The sequence below is a fragment of the Pseudomonas sp. MWU13-2517 genome (assembly GCF_023242545.1).
In the GTDB taxonomy this organism is placed as follows: Bacteria; Pseudomonadota; Gammaproteobacteria; order Pseudomonadales; family Pseudomonadaceae; genus Aquipseudomonas.
On sequence record NZ_JALMFA010000011.1, the window covers coordinates 22,086 to 42,947 of the forward strand.

General features: G+C 62.0%; 15 protein-coding genes. 8 read left to right on the forward strand and 7 right to left on the reverse strand.

Annotated features, from left to right (window positions below):
- Positions 1–4: 4 nt before the first annotated feature.
- Genes M5B97_RS16975 through M5B97_RS16990 form a run of 4 tightly spaced genes read left to right on the forward strand, consistent with a single transcriptional unit; the run spans position 5 to position 6,904 of the window.
- Positions 5–1,381, forward strand: coding sequence for an efflux transporter outer membrane subunit (locus M5B97_RS16975; RefSeq protein ID WP_248732080.1), 1,377 nt, complete (start codon positions 5–7; stop codon positions 1,379–1,381).
- Complete coding sequence (locus tag M5B97_RS16980) at positions 1,378–2,541, forward strand: efflux RND transporter periplasmic adaptor subunit (protein ID WP_248732081.1); 1,164 nt, start codon at positions 1,378–1,380, stop codon at positions 2,539–2,541. The genes M5B97_RS16975 and M5B97_RS16980 overlap by 4 nt, the downstream gene beginning before the upstream one ends.
- A complete protein-coding gene (locus tag M5B97_RS16985; protein ID WP_248732082.1) occupies positions 2,538–5,615 on the forward strand; it encodes an efflux RND transporter permease subunit in 3,078 nt (1,025 codons plus the stop codon). The genes M5B97_RS16980 and M5B97_RS16985 overlap by 4 nt, the downstream gene beginning before the upstream one ends.
- 26 nt (positions 5,616–5,641) lie before the next feature.
- Positions 5,642–6,904, forward strand: a complete 1,263-nt coding sequence (locus M5B97_RS16990) for a HAMP domain-containing sensor histidine kinase (RefSeq protein WP_123718731.1) — start codon at positions 5,642–5,644, stop codon at positions 6,902–6,904.
- 51 nt (positions 6,905–6,955) lie between these two features.
- Here the strand turns inward: M5B97_RS16990 and M5B97_RS16995 are convergent, their stop codons facing one another.
- The 4 genes from M5B97_RS16995 to M5B97_RS17010 all read right to left on the reverse strand — a co-directional run bounded on the left by M5B97_RS16995 (position 6,956) and on the right by M5B97_RS17010 (position 12,120).
- The gene (locus M5B97_RS16995) at positions 6,956–8,287 is read right to left on the reverse strand and encodes a cytochrome c (RefSeq protein ID WP_248732083.1); all 1,332 of its coding nucleotides are present in this window, start codon (positions 8,285–8,287) and stop codon (positions 6,956–6,958) included.
- A 16-nt stretch (positions 8,288–8,303) separates the two neighbouring features.
- Positions 8,304–10,541 carry a molybdopterin cofactor-binding domain-containing protein gene (locus tag M5B97_RS17000; RefSeq protein WP_248732084.1) on the reverse strand — a complete coding sequence of 746 codons (2,238 nt, stop codon included), beginning with the start codon at positions 10,539–10,541 and terminating at the stop codon, positions 8,304–8,306.
- A complete protein-coding gene (locus M5B97_RS17005) occupies positions 10,541–10,993 on the reverse strand; it encodes a (2Fe-2S)-binding protein (protein ID WP_123717973.1) in 453 nt (150 codons plus the stop codon). Before M5B97_RS17005 ends, M5B97_RS17000 begins: the two co-directional genes overlap by 1 nt.
- 197 nt (positions 10,994–11,190) lie before the next feature.
- Complete coding sequence (locus M5B97_RS17010; protein WP_134661217.1) at positions 11,191–12,120, reverse strand: LysR family transcriptional regulator; 930 nt, start codon at positions 12,118–12,120, stop codon at positions 11,191–11,193.
- A gap of 111 nt (positions 12,121–12,231) precedes the next feature.
- Here M5B97_RS17010 and M5B97_RS17015 point away from each other — a divergent pair, with 111 nt between their 5' ends.
- From M5B97_RS17015 to M5B97_RS17025, 3 genes are all read left to right on the forward strand, one after another.
- Positions 12,232–13,731 (forward strand): CoA-acylating methylmalonate-semialdehyde dehydrogenase, encoded by a 1,500-nt coding sequence (locus M5B97_RS17015; protein WP_248732085.1) that lies wholly within the window; start codon positions 12,232–12,234, stop codon positions 13,729–13,731.
- Between the two features lie 225 nt (positions 13,732–13,956).
- A complete protein-coding gene (locus M5B97_RS17020) occupies positions 13,957–14,895 on the forward strand; it encodes a pectate lyase (RefSeq protein ID WP_248732086.1) in 939 nt (312 codons plus the stop codon).
- Between the two features lie 251 nt (positions 14,896–15,146).
- Complete coding sequence (locus M5B97_RS17025; protein WP_248732087.1) at positions 15,147–16,397, forward strand: glycoside hydrolase family 68 protein; 1,251 nt, start codon at positions 15,147–15,149, stop codon at positions 16,395–16,397.
- 629 nt (positions 16,398–17,026) lie between these two features.
- Here M5B97_RS17025 and M5B97_RS17030 read toward each other — a convergent pair.
- Positions 17,027–17,899: a LysR family transcriptional regulator gene (locus M5B97_RS17030; RefSeq protein ID WP_248732088.1), complete on the reverse strand. Its 873-nt coding sequence runs from the start codon at positions 17,897–17,899 to the stop codon at positions 17,027–17,029.
- Positions 17,900–18,002: 103 nt separating this feature from the next.
- Here M5B97_RS17030 and M5B97_RS17035 point away from each other — a divergent pair, with 103 nt between their 5' ends.
- Complete coding sequence (locus M5B97_RS17035; RefSeq protein WP_248732089.1) at positions 18,003–19,385, forward strand: aldehyde dehydrogenase family protein; 1,383 nt, start codon at positions 18,003–18,005, stop codon at positions 19,383–19,385.
- 81 nt (positions 19,386–19,466) lie between these two features.
- On the opposite strand, the gene M5B97_RS17040 is transcribed toward M5B97_RS17035, so the two are convergent.
- Positions 19,467–19,772, reverse strand: a complete 306-nt coding sequence (locus M5B97_RS17040; RefSeq protein WP_123717664.1) for a protealysin inhibitor emfourin — start codon at positions 19,770–19,772, stop codon at positions 19,467–19,469.
- Positions 19,773–19,786: 14 nt separating this feature from the next.
- Positions 19,787–20,848 (reverse strand): M4 family metallopeptidase, encoded by a 1,062-nt coding sequence (locus M5B97_RS17045; RefSeq protein ID WP_248732090.1) that lies wholly within the window; start codon positions 20,846–20,848, stop codon positions 19,787–19,789.
- Positions 20,849–20,862 lie beyond the last annotated feature (14 nt).

A 20,862-nucleotide genomic window follows, 5' to 3' on the forward strand; every position in this document is an offset into this window, starting at 1 on the left:
GCCCATGTCAGTTGCAAGAACCTCTTTATGGCTCGTCGGCCTGCTGCTCAGCGGTTGCTCGATGGTGCCGGATTATCAAACGCCGACCTTACCCCTGGCCTCGCAATGGGACGCCGGGCAATCGGCGCAGGCGGCGCAGGGTGGGCGCTGGTGGCGGGAATTCCACAGCGCCGAGCTGGACCAACTGATCGCCCGTGGCCTGGCTGCCAACTACACGCTCAAGGCGGCGGTCAGTCGTATCGATGAAGCCCGCGCTTCGTCTCAGGTGACGGGCGCGGCGCAATATCCGATGCTGAACCTGGGCGGCAATTTCCAACGCCAGAACAACTACGGCACCACTCCAAAGCGCAGCGTATTTGCCGAAGCCACCTATGAGTTGGACTTCTGGGGCAAACAGCGCGCAGCGGCAGACTCGGCTGACGCACTGGCCAAGGCCACGGTGTTTGATGCCGGCACCTTGCGCATGAGCTTGAGCGCGAGCATCGCCGACAGTTATTTCCAGGTGTTGTCCCTGCAAGAGCGCCTGCGCCTGGCCCAGTCCATCGCCGACGACGCACGCCAGGTGCTCGACCTGGTGGAAGTGCAAGCCCACCAGGGCGCCGTGTCCAACCTTGAAGTGGCCCAGCAGCGCAACGCCATGCAAACCTTCGAAGCGGCCATGCCGCCGCTGCGCCAACAGCGCGACCAGGCGTTGTATCAGTTGGCGGTGCTGGTGGGTGCGCCGCCCGAGGGCTTCCATTTGCAAGGGGAAGGGCTCAAGGGCCTGCAAGTACCGCAGCCGGCCACGGGCCTGCCGATTGGCCTGCTGCGCCAGCGCCCGGATATTCAGGCCGCCGAAGCGCGGCTGGTGTCGGCCAACTTCGACGTGGGCGTGGCTCGTGCCGCATTTCTACCCAACCTGTCCCTGGACCTGCTGGGCGGTATCGACACCCTTGCCGGCGGGCAAATCTGGAGCGCCGTCGGTACCCTCAGCCAGCCGCTGTTCCAGGGCGGTCAACTCAAGGGCCAACTGCATTTCGATCAAGCCCATGTGCAGGAGCTGACTGCCAGCTACCGCGAATCAATCATCGAGGCCCTGCAAGACGTCGAGACCCAACTGAGCGCCGCCCGTGAGCTGGACAAGAGCTACACGCTCAATCAGGCCGCCGTCGATTCGGCCCGCGAAGCCGCGCGCCTGGCCCAGGTGCGCTACCGCTTGGGCTCCACCGATTTCCAGACGCTGTTGATCGTCGAACGCACTCAATACCAGGCCGAAGACAGTCTGCTTCAGGTGCGCCTGCAGCATTTGCAGGCCGCCGTCGGCTTGTTTCGCGCGTTGGGTGGGGATTTTTCCGCCGCCAGCCTTGCTTCCCTATCTCCCGTACAGGTGGCTCAGCCATGAGTGTCTTGAATTCCCGTCGTCGCCTGGCTCTGGGCGCCTTGATCGTGCTGTCGCTGGCCGCCGTGGCCGGCGGCGTTCAATGGGTCCGTCGCGCCCACGGCGCACCGCAGCCGGTAGAGGCGGGTGCCGTGCCGGTGCGGCTGTCCGCGGTCAGCCGTCAGGACTTACCGATCTGGGTCAGCGCCATCGGCAATGTGCAGGCGCTCAACAGTGTCAACGTGCGGGTGCGGGTCGACGGCGAGTTGCAAAAGATTTTGTTCAACGAAGGCCAGATGGTCAGCGCCGGTAGCCTGCTCGCGGTGATCGACCCGCGGGTGTATCAGGCGCAAGTCGCCCAGGCCCAGGCACTGGTGGCCAAGGATCAGGCGCAACTGGCCAACTTGCGGGTCGACCTCGACCGGGCCAGTAAATTGGCCGCCGCCAAGGCCGGGCCGACCCAGGATGTGGACACCTTCCGCGCCCAACTCGCTGCGCAACAGGCCACGGTGCAGGCCGATCAGGCCGCGCTGGACAGCGCGCGCCTGCAACTGGAGTTCACCCAGGTCAAGGCGCCGTTCACCGGGCGTACCGGCCAGCGCCTGCTGGATGTCGGCGCCATTGCCCACGGTGCCGAAGCCACGGGGTTGGTGACCATCACCCAGATGAACCCGATTTCGGTGGCGTTTGCCGTGTCCCAGGATGACCTCGCCGAGATTCTTGAAGAAAACGCCAAGGGCGCATTGAAGGTGGTGGCGATGACCCGCGATGGCCGCCAGGCGATTGCCGAGGGCCGCTTGAGCTTTATCGACAGCCAGGTGGCGGCCGCCAGCGGTCAGGTGCAGCTCAAGGCGCAATTCGACAACGCTGCCGGCAAGCTGTGGCCGGGTGAACTGGTCAGCGCACGCTTGCTGGTGCAAACCCGCCAGGACGTGACCGTGGTGCCCGCCGAGGCCGTGCAGTTCGGCCGCCAAGGCAACTTTGTGTACGTGGTCGGCGACGATCAACGTGTGCAACCTCGGCCGGTCGACGCCGGCACTGTGGTCGACGGCAAACAGTGGATTCGTCAAGGCTTGAACGCCGGCGAAACCGTGGTGGTCCAGGGTCAATCCCGTGTCGCCCCGGGGGTCAAGGTAATGCCCGCCGACACCGACACCGCCGCGCTGGCGGAGACTAAACCATGAAGGGCCTTGCGGGTTTGATTCAACGCCGCGTCGGTCTCAGCCTGTTGGCGGTGGGCGTGATGCTGCTGGGCGCGTTTGCCTATTTCCAGTTGCCGGTGGCACCGTTGCCCACCGTGGATTTCCCGACGATTCAGGTCACCGCCAAACTTTCCGGTGCCAGCGCCGAAACCATGGCCTCATCGGTGGCTACTCCGTTGGAGCGGGCGTTTGCCGCCGTGCCGCAAGTCACCTCGATGACCTCGTCGAGCGCTGCCGGCAAGACTCAGATCGTCCTGCAGTTCGACCTCAGCCGTGACATCGACGGCGCGGCCCAGGACGTGCAGACCGCGATCAATACCGCGACGCCGAACCTGCCCAAGACCATGTCCAGCGCGCCGACCTTCAACAAGGTCAACCCGGCCGAAGGCACCGTGCTGTCCCTGGCGGTCACGTCACCCACTCGCACCTTGCCGGAGCTGGACCGCTACGCCGACAACTACATCGCCCAGCGCCTGTCGCAAATGCCCGGCGTGGGCCTGGTGGATTTTCACGGCGAACAGAAACCCGCCGTGCGCGTGCAGATCGACCCGGATGCGCTGGCCGCCCGTGACCTGACGCTGGAGGACGTGCGCAGCGTGATCGGGGTCAGCACCCTCGACCAGCCCAAGGGCAGCCTCGACGGGCCCAGTCGCTCCATCACCCTCGGCGCCACCGACCAGTTGCTCGACCCGCAGCATTACCGTGACCAGGTCATCGCTTATAAAAATGGCATGCCGATCAAGCTCGGCGACCTCGGCCGCGTAATCGCCGGGGCCGAGGACACCCAGCAGGCCGCGCAACTGGGGCGCGAGCCGACGGTGATCGTTGATATTCACAAGCAACCGGGCTTCAACCTGCTGTCCACCATCGCCACGCTCAAGGCCAAGTTGCCGGAACTCACCGCCTCGTTGCCGCGCGATGTGCAGGTGCAAGTGGTCGGCGACCGTACGCAAACCATCGAAGCCTCGGTCAATGACATGCAATTCACCTTGCTGTTGTCTATTGCGCTGGTGGTTGTGGTGATCTTTATCTTCTTGCGCAAGGCCACGGCCACGTTGATCCCGAGCCTGACCATCCCGCTGTCGCTGCTGGCCACTTTCGGCGTGATGTACCTGCTGGGCTACAGCCTCGATAACCTGTCGATCATGGGCCTGGCGATTGCCGTGGGCTTCGTGGTGGACGATGCCATTGTGGTGATGGAAAACATCGTGCGTCACCTGGAGATGGGCAAGTCTCGCTTGCAGTCGGCGGTGGATGGCTTGCGCGAAGTGGCGTTCACCATTGTGTCGATGACGGTTTCGTTGATTGCAGTGTTCCTGCCGATTTTGTTGATGTCAGGGATTGTCGGGCGCCTGATGCGTGAGTTTGCGGTGACGGTCAGCGTGGCGATCATCATGTCTTGCATCGTTTCGCTGAGCATTACGCCGATGCTCTGTGCCTGGCTGCTCAAACCTCACGCCGAGCAGGAAGAGGGGCGCTTCGCCCAGGCCTGCGAACGTGCCTTCACGCGCTTGCACAATGGCTACCGGCGCAGCCTGGACTGGGTGCTGGACAACCAGCGCATCACCCTGGCGGTGGCGATCATCACCTTTGCCGCGACGGCGGCGCTGTATGTGGGCATCCCAAAGGGCTTCTTCCCGCAGCAGGACAACGGCCTGATCCAGGGCGTGGCGGAAGCCGCGCCGAATATCTCGCCGGTGGCTATGCGTGCCCAGGTCAACCGTGTCGCCGAAGTCATCGGCCAAGACCCGGCGGTGGCACGCGTGTATTTCTGGATCGGCCCCAACCCGACCGTCAGCCAGGGTAAGGTGATGATCAACCTCAAGCCCTTCAGCGAGCGCACCGCCAGTGCCGGTGAAGTGATCCGCCGCCTGCAACCGGCGCTGGATCGCCTGGACGGTGTGAAGGTGTTCATGCAGGCCAACCAGGACATCCAGATCGGCGGCCGTGCCAGCAAGACCCAATACCAATACACCCTGCAAGACCCGGACAGTGTCGAACTGGACCACTGGAGTGGCGTGCTGCTGGCCAAGCTCAAGTCCTTGCCGCAACTGCAGCATGTGACCTCCGACCAGCAGCAGGCCATCGCCCAATCGACCCTGGTGATCGACCGCCCGACTGCCGCGCGTCTGGGCGTGACGGTGCAGGCGATTGACGACGTACTGTACGACGCCTTCGGCCAGCGTCAGGTCGCAACGATGTTCACCCAGCTGGACCAGAACCATGTGATCCTCGAACTCGACCCGAGCTGGCAAACCTCCACCGCCACGCTGGAACATCTGTTCGTGCGCGCCAGTTCCGGCGCTCGGGTGCCGCTCAACCTGCTGGCGAGCGTGCAGACTGAGCAGGTACCGATCATCATCAACCACCAGGGCGTGTTCCCGGCGATCACCTTGTCGTTCGACCTGGCGCCTGGCCAAGCGCTGAGCAACGCCGTGGATGCGATCAACCAGGCGAGCCTGGCGGTGGCGATGCCGGACACGGTGGTGGGCAGTTTCCAGGGCACCGCCCAGGCCTTCCAGGATTCGCTGAAGTCGCAGCCGTGGCTGATCCTGGCGGCAATACTCACGGTGTATATCGTGCTAGGTGTGCTCTACGAGAATGCGATTCACCCGCTGACGATTATTTCGACCTTGCCGTCTGCCGGGTTCGGCGCGTTGCTGGCGTTGATGCTGTGTGGCCAGGATCTGTCGGTGCTGGGTATGATCGGCATCATCCTGCTGATCGGTATCGTCAAGAAAAACGCGATCATGATCGTCGACTTCACCTTGCAGGCCCAGCAACAGGGCCTGTCGCCCCGCGAGGCGGTGCGCGAAGGCTGTCTGCTGCGCCTGCGGCCGATCCTGATGACCTCGTTGGCCGCACTGCTGGGGGCGGTGCCGCTGGCGTTCGGGCATGGGGCCGGCGCTGAATTGCGCCAGCCGCTGGGCATCGCGATTGTCGGCGGGCTGGCGGTTTCGCAGGTTCTTACACTCTATACCACCCCGGTGGTCTATCTTTGGTTCGAGCGTCGGCGGCGCAAGGCATTGCCCGACGCCTCCGGTAGCGCAGTGTGAACGTGGCAGCGGAAACTCGTATGGGTATGGATTTCAGGCAAAGCCTGACGAAGCGGATTGTGGTGGTGTTTGCGTTGATGAGTGCCTTCGTGGCGGGCGTATTTGCGGCCGGCATTGTGGCGACTGTGCATGTGGTCGAGCACAAACTCACCAGTGCCGACCTGGGGGGCGGTTTGAACCGCCTGTTGCGCCAGGATGATGTGGGTACCTGGAGCCACCGCCCGGAAAAAGACACGTTGTTTTTTGCCCAGGGCGGTTCGGGCGATATGGCCCTCGATCCGGCGCTGGCCACACTGGCGCCGGGGTTCCAGGAAATCGAGTATCAAGGGCAGTCTTACTACGCGGTGTCCCAGGTGGTGGACGGTCGCCAATACGTGTTGCTGCGCAACCAGGAAAGCTTCGAGCAACGTGAACGCGTACTGTTCGGTGCTGTGGCGGTAGGGTTTGTGCTGAGCATTCTATTGGCGATACTGCTGGGCCGTTTGTTGGCGCGCCGGGTCATGGCGCCGGTGATCCGCCTGGCGCGGCAAGTGCGCCATCGAGACCAGTTGCTGGATATGGCGCCTCCACTGCATTTGGATTACGCCGTGGATGAGGTGGGGGAGTTGGCCCTGTCCTTCGATAAGACCCTGGGTCGGCTGCGCGACGCGTTGAGCCGGGAAAAACTCTTCACCAGTGACGTCAGCCACGAATTGCGCACGCCGTTGATGGTATTGGCCAGCTCTTGTGAACTGTTACTCAGCGACCCGTCCCTGGATCAGCGCTCGGCGGCGCAGGTCGGCCGTATTGCCCGGGCCAGCGATGAAATGCGCCAACTGGTGGACACTTTTCTCATGCTGGCACGCGCTTCGAGTGCCCGGGACAATGGCGTGCAGGCCACCTTGAAAGACGTGGCGGACGGGTTGGTCGAGATCTGGGGGCGGATGATTCGCGAAAAAGGTTTGACGTTCATCTATGACAGCGATAACGCCTCGCCGCAGTTGTACAACCTGACGTTCTTGCAGTCGGTCATGGGCAACCTGCTGCGCAATGCCTGGCATTACACCGATCACGGGTTTATCCGCCTGACCCTGAATGAGCATGGCTTCAGTGTGGAAGACAGTGGCATCGGTATTCCCGATGACAAGCGCGCAGCGATGTTCCTGCCGTTCGTACGCGGCGAGCAAAGTCGTGGCGAAGGGTTGGGCCTGGGCCTGTCGCTGGTGCAGCGGATTTGCAGCGTTCAGCAATGGCGGGTCGAGCTGACTGCCAGGGAGCCGAATGGGTGTTGTTTCACCGTGGGGTTGTAGTGAGCGGGTTTGCCCGCGCTGGAGGCAAGCCCGCTCGCTGCAAGTTTGCGGTCAGCGCATGTGCAGGATGATCGGGCTGCTGCTCGCAGGATCGGTATGACCGCGCAACTTACTCACCGCTGCGGCATCGACGGCACCGCCATGATTGCCCCAGGTACTGCGCACGTAAGTCAGCACCTCGGCGATTTCCGCGTCCGACAACTGCTCACGAAATGCCGGCATGCGGTAAGCGTCCGGCAAGCCGGCAGCTACCACCCGTTGTGAGCCGTTGAGGGTGATGTTGATCGCTGAGGCACTTTCCGAGGCCAATGCCGACGTGGCACCGGCCAGGGGCGGCATCCACTCGGGCTGGCCTTTGCCGTCCGGGCCATGGCAGGACGCGCAGCGGGTGGCGTAGGTATGGGCGCCGGGGCGGGTGTCGACGGAGGCGTTCTGGTATTGCCAAGGCGTGCCATCGCGCTGCGGGTCGCCGGGCAGTGACTTGAGGTAATGGGCGATGGCGGCCAGGTCCTCGTCGTTCATGAACTGGGTGGAGTTGTTGAACGCCTCGGTCATCGAGCCATACACCACGGCATGCCGGTTGCGGCCGGTCTTGAGGAACTGCACGATCTCAGGCTCGCTCCAGCGGCCCAGCCCGGTGTTGGGGTCCTGGCGCAGGCTGGGGGCATACCAGCCGTCGAGCAGGGCGCCGGCAAGGAACGGTGTGCCCGACTCGTCCAGGGCTTTTTCGTTGAAGGCCAGGCCACGTGGCGTGTGGCAACTGCCGCAGTGGCCGGGCCCCTGGACTATATAGGCGCCGCGATTCCATTGCGCATCCTGGCCTTGTTTGGCCGCATAGGGCGTGCTGGGGGCAAACAGGCCGTTCCATAAGGCGATGGGCCAGCGCATATTCAGCGGCCAGGGAATATCACTGGGGATGTTGGGTTGGTTGGCGGGCTGCACGCCTTTCATGAAAAACGCGTACAGCGCACGGATGTCGTCGTCGCTGAGCTTCACATAGGACGGGTAGGGCATGGCCGGGTAGAGCCGTCGCCCACCGGGCGCCACGCCGTGGCGTACCGCGCGGTCAAAGTCGGCAAGGGTGTAGGCACCGATGCCGGCACTCTTGTCAGGCGTGATGTTGGTGGCATGGATCGCGCCCAGCGGCGTGGCCATTTCCAGGCCCCCGGCGAACGGCGCCTTGCCCGGCAGGCTGTGGCAGGCCACGCAGTCGCTGACGCGGGCGACATACTCGCCGCGACTGACCAGGGCGGGGTCGAAGGTTTGGGCCTGCTCGAAAGGCGTGGCGGGCTGGCGCGTGACATACCAGGCCAGTGCGCCGGCTGCGACCAGGCCGGCCAGCACCAGCCAGCCTGCGGTTCTTGCGAATCGTGGGTTGTTCATGGGTGGTTCCTGTCGGTTAGGCGAACGTGTATCGGCTCAACGGCAGACTGCGGATGCGTTGGCCGGTCAGTTGCGCCACCGCATTGGCCACGGCCGGCGCCACGGCAGGCAACGGCGGCTCGCCGATACCGCCCATTTTCTCGCCACTCTCGACAATCTTCACATGCACCTGCGCCATGCGCGAAGGCGGCAGGATCGGATACAGGTCGTAATTGCGCGCCCGGGGTTTACCGTCTACCCACACCGACTCCTCCAGCAAGGTTTGCGACAAGCCCAGCGCTACGGCGCCACTGACCTGAGCCTGGACAATCGCCGGGTTGACGATGCTGCCTGGGTCGATCGCTTCCCAGATGTGATGCACCTTGACCTGACCTTGCTCAATCGACACCTCGGCGACCACCGCCGCGTGGGAACCGAACGGGGAGGCCATGGCGATACCGCGGGCACGCTTGCTGCCGTCTTCTGCGGTATAGGGCCCGCGCTTCCAGCCGCCTGACAGCTCCGCCGCCGCTTGCAGCAGGGTGGTCAGCCGTGGGTTGTCGCGCAACAGATGCAGGCGCAGCTCGTATGGGTCGTGGCCGCCTTTGTCGGCCAGTTCGTCAAGGAACGCTTCGTAGAAGAAGTCGTTGAGCGAATTGCCCACCGAACGCCAGTAGCCGAGCATGGGCGCGCCTTTGACGTAGATTTGTGCAATGCGTTTATTCGGGATCGCATAGGCCTTGCCCGACAACCCTTCAAGGGCGGTGGGGTCGATTTTATCGCCCTGTTTGCCGGCGAGGGCTTCGGTCGGGCCTTCGGTGGCGCTGACCGCCTCGATGGCGACCGGCAGGCCCTTGTCGTCCAGCGCCGCGCGGAACTTGACCACAGCAACCGGGCGCAGCACATCGCGCAGGAACTCTTCCTCACGGCTCCAGATCAGTTTGACCGGGCGACCGACCGCCTGGGCCAAGGCAATGGCCTGCGGGTACGGGTTGGCCGAGTCATACAGGAAGTGCCGGCCGAAGAAACCGCCCAGCAGCGGCGAGTGCAGGGTGATTTTTGCGGGGTCGAGTCCGGTACGCTTGGCGATGTCGGCGCGGAACATGTCCGGCGCCTGGTTGGGCAGCCATACCTCCAGCGTGCCATCGGGGTTGAAGCGTGCCAGGGCCGACGGCGGCTCCAGTTGGGCATGGTTCAGGTATTGGTTGTGGTAGGTGGCCTCGACCTTGGTTTTGGCATTCGCCAGCGCGCCGGCCACATCGCCTTGCTTTTCGTCGTCACGGACCGGCCCCTGCTGGGCGGCGAGGAAGTCGCGGTGCTTGTCGGTGGAAAAGTCCGCAGGCATCACCCGCAGCTTCGAGTCGGCCGGGGCTTCCAGCCATTCAACCTGGATGGCCTCGACGGCACGCTTGGCATGCCACCAACGCTCGGCAACCACGGCGACTGCGCCGGGCAGTTGATGGACCGAGTGCACACCCTTCATGGCCTCGACCTGCGCCTGGTTGCGCAGGCTGCCCACGGTCATGCCCAGGCGCGGCGCGTGCTGCACCGCGGCGTGGAGCATGTTGTCGACTTTGAGGTCGATACTGTAGAGCGCCTTGCCGGTGGATTTATCGTAGGCATCCAGGCGTTTCACCGGCTTGCCAATCCAGCGGAACTGGCTCGGGTCACGCAGGGTGATGGTTGCCGGGTCGGGCACCGGCATGTCCAGGGCGCGAGCGGCCAACTCGCCATAACCCAGCGAGCGGCCGGAGGCGGTATGCACCACGCGGCCGGGTTGGGTGGTCAGTTGGGCCACCGGCACGCCGAGCTGCTCGGCACCGGCCTGCAACAACATGGCGCGGGCCAGGGCGCCGAGGCGGCGCATGGTCGGGTAGCTCATGCGTACCGACATGCTACCGCCGGTGATGCGCATACCGTTTTCCATCACCACATAGGCTTCGCCGGGCGGGGCGGCGTCAACCACGAAATGAGCGGGGTCGACATCAAGCTCTTCACCGACAATCTGCGCCATGGCGGTATGGGTGCCTTGCCCGCCTTCCATAAACGGGCTGCGCAGATGAACGCTGCCGTCCGGGCGGATTTCCAGGAACGCCGGCACCTGGGTGCCGCGCTCTGCCGGGTTGGCGGTGGCGGCCAGTACCCTGGGCGCGCCCAGCGGCAGGCCAAAGCCAATCACCAGCGCGCCCACGGCGGTACTGGTGAGGAAGCGCCGGCGGGACAGGTTGACCGGGGCGCCCAGAGCCAGGTCGAGGCTTTCGTCGGACGTATTCATCAGACGACCTCCTTCGCCAGGTCATGCATGGCGGCATGGATGGCGTTGTAGGTGCCGCAGCGACACAGGTTGATCATCGCCGCGTCGATCTGCGCCTCCGTAGGGGCGGGCGTGTGCTTGAGCAGCGCCGTGGCGGCCATCACCTGCCCGGACTGGCAATAACCGCATTGCGCCACCTGGTGTTCGACCCAGGCCGCAACCACGCGCTTGCCCACGTCATCGGCTTCGACGGCCTCGATAGTGGTGACCTCACGGCCAACCACTGCGGCCACCGGGGTGACGCATGAGCGCACGACATTACCGTCCACCAGCACGGAGCAGGCGCCGCACTGAGCCAGGCCGCAACCGTACTTGGTGCCCGTCATCCCCAGGTCATCGCGGATAACCCACAATAAGGGCGTGTCGGCGTCGGCCTCGACTTGATAGGCCTTTTGGTTGATACGTAATTCCATGGCTCACTCACCTGCTGATCAACGGTAGGTGCGGCCTTGTTTTAATAGGTCTTGCGCTGGCCGCTCATTGTCGAACTCTAGACTACGGCGCAAGCGCAAACTATCCGCCAGTCGGTAAAATCAGAGGATCAGGCAAGTATTCAAGAGAATTGAGCTAACGCGGGAAGCGGCGAGGGCGCTGTTTCGGCGGCTGTGGTTTACCCAACGAAACGGAACCCGGCCGATAACCTGCTCTTCAGATAGCCAACCAATGTACTCACCGACTTGGGTACATGAGGCGAATAAGGGCGAATCAGGTAGATCTCGTCGGCAAATACCCCTTTGAGTGTCCAGCCCTTGAGCACCTGTACCAGCGTGCCGTTGGCCAACGCGGCATGGGCGCTGAAGTCCGGGAGCAGGGCGATGCCCAGATGGTTGAGCGCCGAGTCGCGCAAGGCTTCGCTGTTGTTGGTGGCAAAGCTGCCGGCGATGGGCACCGTGAGGCGTTCGGCGTTGCGTTCGAAGGTCCAGGCCGGTTGGTCGGACCCGCGCGGGTAGAACAGGCAGTTGTGCGCAGTAAGGTCGCCGGGTTCGCGCGGCTCGCCGTGGCGTTGCAGATAGTCGCGAGTGGCCACCAGCACCGACGTGGTGTCGCACAGCTTCCAGGCCACATGGGTTTCCGGCACCTGGAAGCCATGGCGCACGGCCAGGTCGTAGCCTTCGGCCGCCAGCGAACTTAACGCATCGGACACATCCAACTGAATGCGCACCTGCGGGTAGAGCTGCAAAAACGCCGACAGATGCGGCACCAACTGTTGCCGGGCAAACGCCACCGGCGCGGTGAGGCGCACCAGGCCGCGAATCTCCCCGGCCGAGTCGCGCACCGAGGAGAAACTGCGGGCGATATGGGCATAGGCGCTGCGCACTTCCCGGGTCAACGACTGCCCCGCATCGGTCAGCCGTACGCTGCGTGTGGTGCGGGTGACCAGCCGGGTGCCGGTGGCTTTCTCCAGGTCTGAGATGCGCTGGCTGACCGCGGATTTACTCACGCCCAGGCGCGTCGCGGCGGCGGTGTAGGTGCCTTGTTCCTCCAGCACCGAAAGCCAGTGGATATGCGTCCACAGCCCCTCGATCTCGGCTTTTTCCATGGTTCTATTGTTCGCTTGGATGGACAATAAGTTCTGGATTCTGCTCTGGTTCGGAACAAAGCGAAAGCCTATCGTGGTTTCCATTGCCACCGACCTGGGAACCCCCCTGCCATGACCACCACCATTGAGCACTACATCAACGACCAGCGCGTGTCCCGCGATGATCGCTATCAGGACGTCTACAACCCGGCCACCGGCGAAAAGACCGGCCGCGTCGCCCTGGCCAGGCGCCAGACCGTGGCCGAAGCCGTCGCGGCCGCCCAGGCGGCGTTCGCCGGTTGGGCCGATACGCCACCGATCCGCCGTGCCCGCGTGCTGTTCGAGTACCTGCACCTGCTGCGTGAGCGCAAAGACGACCTGGCGCGCATCATTGTCGCCGAGCATGGCAAGGTCTTCACCGATGCCCAGGGCGAAGTCGACCGTGGCATCGACATCCTCGAGTTTGCCTGCGGTATTCCCAACCTGCTCAAGGGCGAGCATTCCGACCAGGTGTCCCGTGGGATGGACAACTGGACGATGCGCCAGCCCCTGGGCGTGGTCGCTGGTGTCACACCGTTCAACTTCCCGGTGATGGTGCCCATGTGGATGTACCCGATCGCCATCGCGGCGGGCAACACCTTCATCCTCAAGCCGAGCCCGACCGACCCGAGCGCCTCGCTGTTCATGGCCGAGCTGCTGCGCGAAGCCGGCCTGCCCAAAGGGGTGTTCAACGTGGTGCAGGGTGACAAGGAATCGGTGGATGCATTGATCGAACACCCGGACGTCAAGGCCGTGAGCTTCGTCGGCTCCACACCGATTGCCCAATACATTTACGAAACCGGTGCGCGTAACGGTAAGCGCGTGCAAGGCCTGGGCGGCGCGAAAAACCATATGGTGGTGATGCCCGACGCGGATATCGAGAAAACCGTCGATGCGCTGATGGGCGCCGCCTACGGCAGTGCCGGCGAGCGTTGCATGGCGATCTCGGTGGCGGTGCTGGTGGGCGATGTGGGCGACAAGGTCATCGCCGCCTTGAGCGAACGGGCCAGGCAACTGCGCATCACCGATGGCCGGGACCTGAAAGCCGAAATGGGCCCGATCGTGTCTCGTGCCGCATTGGAACGCATCAGTGGCTATATCGAACAAGGCGTGCAAGCCGGTGCGCAATTGCTGCTCGACGGGCGTGGCTACGTGCCGTCCGAAGCCGGCCTGGAAAACGGCTTCTGGCTCGGCGCCACGCTGTTCGACCACGTGACCACAGACATGAGCATCTACCGCGAAGAAATCTTCGGCCCGGTGCTGGCCTGCGTGCGCGTGAATGACTTCGCCGAGGCTATCCAGTTGGTCAACGCGCATGAATTCGGCAACGGCGTGAGCTGCTTTACCCGCGACGGCAACATTGCCCGTGAATTTGCCCGGCGGATTGAAGTGGGCATGGTCGGCATCAACGTGCCGATCCCGGTGCCGATGGCGTGGCACGGGTTTGGTGGCTGGAAGAAGAGCCTGTTCGGCGACATGCATGCGTATGGCACCGAGGGCGTGCGCTTCTACACCAAGCAGAAATCGATCATGCAGCGCTGGTCGGAGAGCATCGAGCAGGGTGCGGAGTTCGCGATGCCGGTGTCCAGATAACACGAGGCAAGTGAGGGAGGGCGCCTGCACCCTCCCACATTTTTTGACCGTGCAAGGGTTGACGGCTGGGTGAATGCTGAATACTGTATATAAACACAGTGTTTAAGCGCTGACCGACCAACACCGGCAACTTCAGCCATGCCAAACACTGTGTGCAAGTTAACGGATTAACTTGATGCACAGGCCCGTCTTATCGGGCCGTATTTATTGATAGAGAGGGAACTCATGTCGTACCCAGAAAGCAAACTTACCGGGTTGACCGGTTTCGCCCAAGCGGCAAAAGTGACCGGCGGGTGGTCCGGCCCGGTGGTCAGTATCACTACCCTGGATCAACTCAAGGCCAATATTGGCGACACTACCCCGCGGGTACTGGTGATCAACGGCAATATTTCGGCATCAAGCCTTACCAAAGTAAACATGGGCGCCAACAAAACCCTGATCGGCTCGTTCCAGAACCGCACTCTGGAGAATATTCACCTGCGTGCAACCGCGCAGTCGCAGAACATCATTCTGCAGAATATTATCTTCAAGCATTCGGCGAGTATTAAGGCCAATGATGACATCCAGGTCTACCTGAACTACGGCAGCAAGTACTGGATCGACCATTGCTCTTTCGTCGGGCACAGCTGGTCCACCACTGACGGCAGTGAGGACAAACTGCTGTATATCGGTGAAAAGGCCGATTATGCCACCATCAGCAACTGCTTCTTTGGCAGCCACAAGTACGGCCTGATCTTCGGCCATCCGGCGGATGACAACAAGGCGGAGTTCAACGGTTATCCGCATCTGACACTGTGCCATAACCGCTTCGAGAATATGGAAGTACGTGCGCCCGGCCTGATGCGCTACGGTTATTTTCATGTGTATAACAACTACATCAATAACTTTCACCTCGGTTTCACCCTCGCGCAGAACGCCAACATCCTTTCCGAAAGTAATTACTTTGGCGAAGGCAGCCAAAATAAAGGCATGTTGGATGACAAAGGCACCGGCACTTTCACGGACACAGGCAGTGTGCCTGCAATCACCAACCAGAAGTCGCCCAAGGCACAATGGACAGCAACTTCCAACTACGCCTATACCTTGAAGACGGCCGCACAAGCCAAAGACTTCACGCAGAAGAATGCCGGTGCGCAGTCTGTGGCCTTGGTCTTTGGTAGTTGATTAGCTAGCTTTCTAGTTGGTCAGGCTGTATTGAAGGTGCCATTGTTTTTATATCAAGGATATAAATACAGTGATGGCGTTTCTAATCTAAATAATTCTTCATGTTGTGATAGAAAGGTTTCCATGTTAAACCTTGTATCGCATTTGCGGAGTTAACTATCTACTGCTCTTTCAGTCATCATTAAGTTGCTGGCTGTCAGGAGCTATTTAATCTTCGCTTGCCACTTAAGCGTTAGCAAAAGGACATCATCATGAAACATGCGAATCACACACCCACTCGCTGGACACGGGCCGATGCGCTGAAAGTTAATGAGAATGACCCGACGACTACACAGCCGTTAGTGAGTCCCGACTTTCCTGTCATGAGTGACACGGTCTTTATCTGGGACACCATGCCCTTGCGTGAGCTGGATGGCACGGTGGTATCGGTCAACGGCTGGTCCGTGATCTTCACCCTGACCGCCGACCGTCGTCCCCATGATCCGCAATTCATCAACGCCGATGGCCGCTACGACATCAAGCGCGACTGGGAAGACCGCCACGGCCATGCACGTATCTGCTACTGGTATTCGCGCACCGGTAAGGACTGGATCTTCGGCGGTCGCGTCATGGCCGAAGGCGTTTCGCCCACCACGCGTGAATGGGCGGGCACGCCGATCCTGTTGAACAACAACGGTGACATCGACCTGTACTACACCTGCGTCACCCCAGGCGCCACGATTGCCAAGGTCAGGGGCCGGGTCGTCACATCCGACACCGGCGTCACCCTGCAGGGCTTTGATCAGGTCAAAGCGTTGTTCGAGGCCGACGGCACCTATTACCAGACCGAAGCGCAGAACGCGACTTGGAACTTTCGCGACCCGAGCCCCTTTATCGATCCCAAAGATGGCAAGTTGTACATGGTGTTTGAAGGCAACGTTGCCGGCGAGCGCGGTACTCACGAGGTGGGGCCGCACGAGCTGGGCCTGGTGCCACCGGGGCACGAGGACGTGGGCGGTGCCCGCTACCAGGTCGGTTGCATCGGCATCGCCGTCGCCAAGGACCTCAACGGTGACGAATGGGAAATCCTGCCGCCGCTGGTCACTGCCGTGGGGGTCAACGACCAGACCGAGCGTCCGCACTATGTGTTCCAGGACAACCGGTATTACCTGTTCACCATCAGCCACAAATTCACCTACGCGGACGGCGTGACCGGCCCGGATGGCGTCTATGGGTTTGTCAGCGACCACCTGTTTGGCCCCTATACACCGATGAATGCTTCCGGCCTGGTGCTCGGCAATCCGCCTTCGCAGCCATTCCAGACGTATTCCCACTGCGTAATGCCCAACGGGCTGGTGACGTCGTTTATCGACAGCGTGCCCACCCACGGCGATGACTACCGCATCGGTGGCACCGAAGCGCCTACGGTGCGGATTGTGTTGAAGGGCGATCGCTCGTTTGTGCAGGAGGCTTACGACTACGGTTACATCCCGGCGATGCGTGATGTTGTGTTGAGTCAGTAACGGTCGGGAAAGCCACTCTCAGGAGAAATGCCAGTCAGTAAGGAGGAGCATAGTCACTGTGGCGAGGGAGCTTGCTCCCGCGGGGTCGCGAAGCGGCCCCAGCTTTGGGCTTGAAAAGATTGGGCCTGCTACGCAGTCCAACGGGAGCAAGCTCCCTCGCCACAAGTTACTCGTTGTCCGCTCTATCGCTTAACTTTCTGGAAAGCCACTCTCAGGAGAAATGCCAGTCAGTCAGGAGGAGCATAGTCACTGTGGCGAGGGAGCTTGCTCCCGCTGGGTCGCGAAGCGGCTCCAGCGTTGGGCTTGAAAAGACTGGGCCTGCTGCGCAGTCCAACGGGAGCAAGCTCCCTCGCCACAGGTTACTCGTTGTCCGCTCTATCGTTTAACTGTCTGGAAAGCCACTCTCAGGAGAAATGCCAGTCAGTTAAGGAGGAGCATAGTCACTGTGGTGAGGGCGCTTGCTCCCGCTGGGTCGCGAAGCGGCCCCAGCTTTGGGCTTGAAAAGACTGGGCCTGCTGCGCAGTCCAACGGGAGCAAGCTCCCTCGCCACAGGTAAGCTCCTTCGCCACGGGTTACTCGTTGTCCGCTCTATCGCTTAACTGACTGGCATCAGTGGCTCCCACATTGATCTATGAAATGTCCAGCCCGCGCTCTTCCAGCAGTCTTACGAAGCTGTTCAAACTCTGCGACACCGTGCCCCTGCGCCAGATCAACCACGTGTGCAAAATGCGGAAGTTGTCCGCCAATGGCCACACACTCACCGCCGCAGACCCCGGCATGCTTTCCAGCATGCTGCGCGGCATCAATGCCAGGCCGGCCCCGGCGCTCACGCAAGCGAGCATGCCGTGGTAAGACTCGATCTCGAAGATCTTGCCCGGCACCGCGCCATCCTGGGAGAACCAGCGCTCGAAGTGGTGCCGGTAGGAGCAGTTCGAGCGAAACGTGTAGATGCTCTCCCCGTTCACATCCCGCCCCCGGTTGATCGGCGCGTGATGCAGCGGCGCAATCACCACCATCTCCTCCTCGAACACCGGCACGCCTTCCAGCGTGGCGTGCAATACCGGCCCGTCGACAAATGCCGCGGTCAGCCGGCCCGACAACACTCCCTCGATCATCGTGCCCGACGGCCCGGTGCTCAGGTCCAGCTCGACCTTGGTGTGTTTCTGGTTGTACGCCGCCAGCAACGCCGGGATACGCACCGCCGCCGTACTTTCCAGCGATCCGAGGGCAAACGTGCCCTGGGGCTCCTCTCCCGCTACGGTCGCCCGGGCCTCCTGGACCAAGTCGAGAATGCGCCGCGCATAGCCGAGGAAATTCCAACCGGCCGGTGACAGGCGCAAACGGCTTTTCTCACGGATAAACAACTCGACGCCCAGGTCCTGCTCCAGTTGCTTGATGCGCGTGGTCAGGTTCGACGGTACGCGGTGAATCAACTGCGCGGCGGCGCTGATGCTGCCCTGCTCGGCAACAGCCTTGAAGATTTCCAGCTGCACAAGATCCAAATCATTCTCCAAACGTGAACGTATTGCTTAATATTATTCAGTTTCCAGAAAACGTACAGCCCCGTACGCTGAACCCATCCCACTCATTCAGCAGGACGGTGCCATGAACGCCACGACCCACGCCCTCTCGATCAACCCGGCCAATGGCGAGACGGTCGGCAGCTATCCCTACGAAACCGAACAGCAACTGGACGCCGCCCTCGACCGCTCCACCAACGCCTTTCGTACCTGGCGCCGCCACTCGGTCAGCCAGCGTGCCGAGTTGCTGCTGGCACTGGCGGCGGCCTTGCGCGAACAAGCCGAAGCCATGGCGCAAATGATCACCCTGGAAATGGGCAAACCCATCGCCCAGGCCCGTGCTGAAATCGAAAAATGCGCCCAGCTCAGCCAATGGTACGCGGCCCACGGCCCCGCCATGCTCGCCCCGGAACCGACCCTCGTGGACAACGGCAGCGCCCAGATCGAATACCGCCCACTGGGCCCGATCTTCGCCGTGATGCCGTGGAACTTCCCGGTGTGGCAGGTACTGCGTGGCGCCGTACCGACCTTGCTGGCCGGCAACACCTATGTGCTCAAACACGCGCCGAACGTCATGGGCATTGCCTACCTGATCCAGCAAGCGTTGCAGAAAGCCGGCTTCGCCGAAGGCATTTTTGAAGTGGTCAACGTGACGAACGCCGGTGTATCCAAGGCCATCGCCGATCCTCGCATCGCCGCCGTGACCCTCACCGGCAGCGTGCGGGCCGGTATCGCCATCGGCTCCCAGGCAGGTGCGGCACTGAAAAAATGCGTGCTGGAACTGGGCGGCTCCGACCCGTTCATCGTACTCAACGACGCCGACCTCGACGCCGCCGTGCAGGCCGCCGTGATTGGCCGCTTCCAGAACAGCGGCCAAGTCTGCGCCGCCGCCAAGCGCCTGATCATCGAAGAAGGCGTAGTAGAAGCTTTTACTACCAAATTCGTCGAAGCCAGTCGCAAACTGGTGATGGGCGATCCGACCTCGCCCCATACCTACGTCGGCCCGATGGCACGCTTTGACCTGCGCGACGAGTTGTACGGCCAGGTGCAGGCCACCCTGGAAGAAGGCGCGACCCTGCTGTTGGGCGGCAACAAAGTCGCCGGTGCAGGCAACTACTATGAGCCGACCGTATTGGCGAACGTCACCGACCAGATGACCTCATTCAAACAGGAACTGTTCGGCCCCGTGGCCTCGATCATCACCGCCCGCGATGCCGACCACGCGGTGGCTCTGGCCAACGACAGTGAATTCGGCCTGACCGCGAGCATCTTCACCACCGATGCGGCAAAGGCACGCGATATCGCCAATCAGCTGGAAACCGGCGGCATCTTCGTCAACGCGTTCAGCGTCTCCGACCCTCGAGTGGCGTTTGGTGGTGTGAAAAAGAGTGGTTTCGGCCGCGAGTTGTCGCACTTCGGCGTACGGGAATTCTGCAACGCGCAGACGGTATGGCTGGATCGCAAGTAAACCCCGCCAGACACCTTACGACACCTTACCTGTGGCGAGGGAGCTCGCTCCCGTGGGGCTGCGCAGCAGACCTCGATAGCCTCAGCCACGCACATGCCGACGCACGCACTGCACCAGCCCATCCAGCGCCTGGGACTTCACCGGCGCCAGCACGCAGACCGTGTGTTCGCGCTGGCCCTCGGTCACAGTCAGGGTGTAATGCACCTGGCCCGGGTTGCCGGGCGCAGGTGCGGTGTTTTGCGGCAACTGAAAGAAGTCTGAAGCCTCGATCAACTGCCGCAATTCCTGCTGGTCCTGCTCAGGCAACGTGTCCAGTTCCACCGTGCACGGTTTGGCCAGGCCTGGGAAAAAACCAGGCCCGCCGTTTTCCTTGATCGAAATTTGCATGGCCGCTCCTCACATCAGACAGAAATACCGACTGCTTTCCAGCCCTCCTTGACCGCCTTCTGCTCATCCTTGTTCGCGCCGTAGAGGCGGCCCGCGACATCATAAGTAATGCGCGCAAAGCGCAGGAACCCCGAATTAGGCCGCAGCCGCGCATCACGTAGCGCGTCGTACCAGATGCGCCCGGCGCGCTCCCAGGCGAACCCGCCCAGTCTGGTCGCCACCTGATAGAACGCATGGTTGGGAATGCCGGAATTGATATGCACCCCACCATTGTCCTCGTAGGTCTGAACAAAATCATCCATGTGTCCGGGTTGAGGGTCCTTACCCAACAATTTGTCGTCAAAGGCGGTGCCGGGCGCTTTCATCGAGCGCAGTGCAGTGCCTTTGATCTTTTTAGTGAACAGCCCTTTGCCGATCAACCAATCGGCATCTTCGGCCTTTTGTTTCAACGCATATTGCTTGATCAGTGAGCCGAACACGTCCGACAACGACTCATTCAATGTCCCGGATTGATTGAAGTACATCAACTTGGCCTCGTCCTCGGTGACGCCATGGGCCAACTCATGGCCAATCACGTCAAGAGCCACCGTGAACCGGTTGAACAACTGGCCATCCCCATCGCCAAACACCATCTGGGTCGAGTTCCAGAACGCATTGTTGTAGTTCTGGCCAAAGTGAACGGTAGCGTCCAACGCCATGCCGGCATCATCGATGGAGTTGCGGTCGAAGACCTGGTCGAAAAAATCGAAGGTGGCACCCAGGCCATCATAGGCTTCGTCCACCGCCGCATCACCACTCACGGGCTGCCCTTCGCCACGGATCAGCTTTCCTGGCAGGCTGTCGGTGCCCTCGGCGCTGTAGATCGAACGCTGTTTCTCGGCCCCCATGGCCAAGGCCAGGCGTGCCGGCCCTTTGGCGGGCACCGCGACCATGCGCAGCGAGCGGAACGTGCTGTCTTTGGCGCGGGTACGCAGCGCGACATCCCGCTGCGCCTTGTCACCGTTGCGGGCGATCTGGTCGAGCATATAGGGGGGAATCAAGCAAAAAATAGGGTTACGCACAGAGTGATCACACATTGACTGGCTCCTTG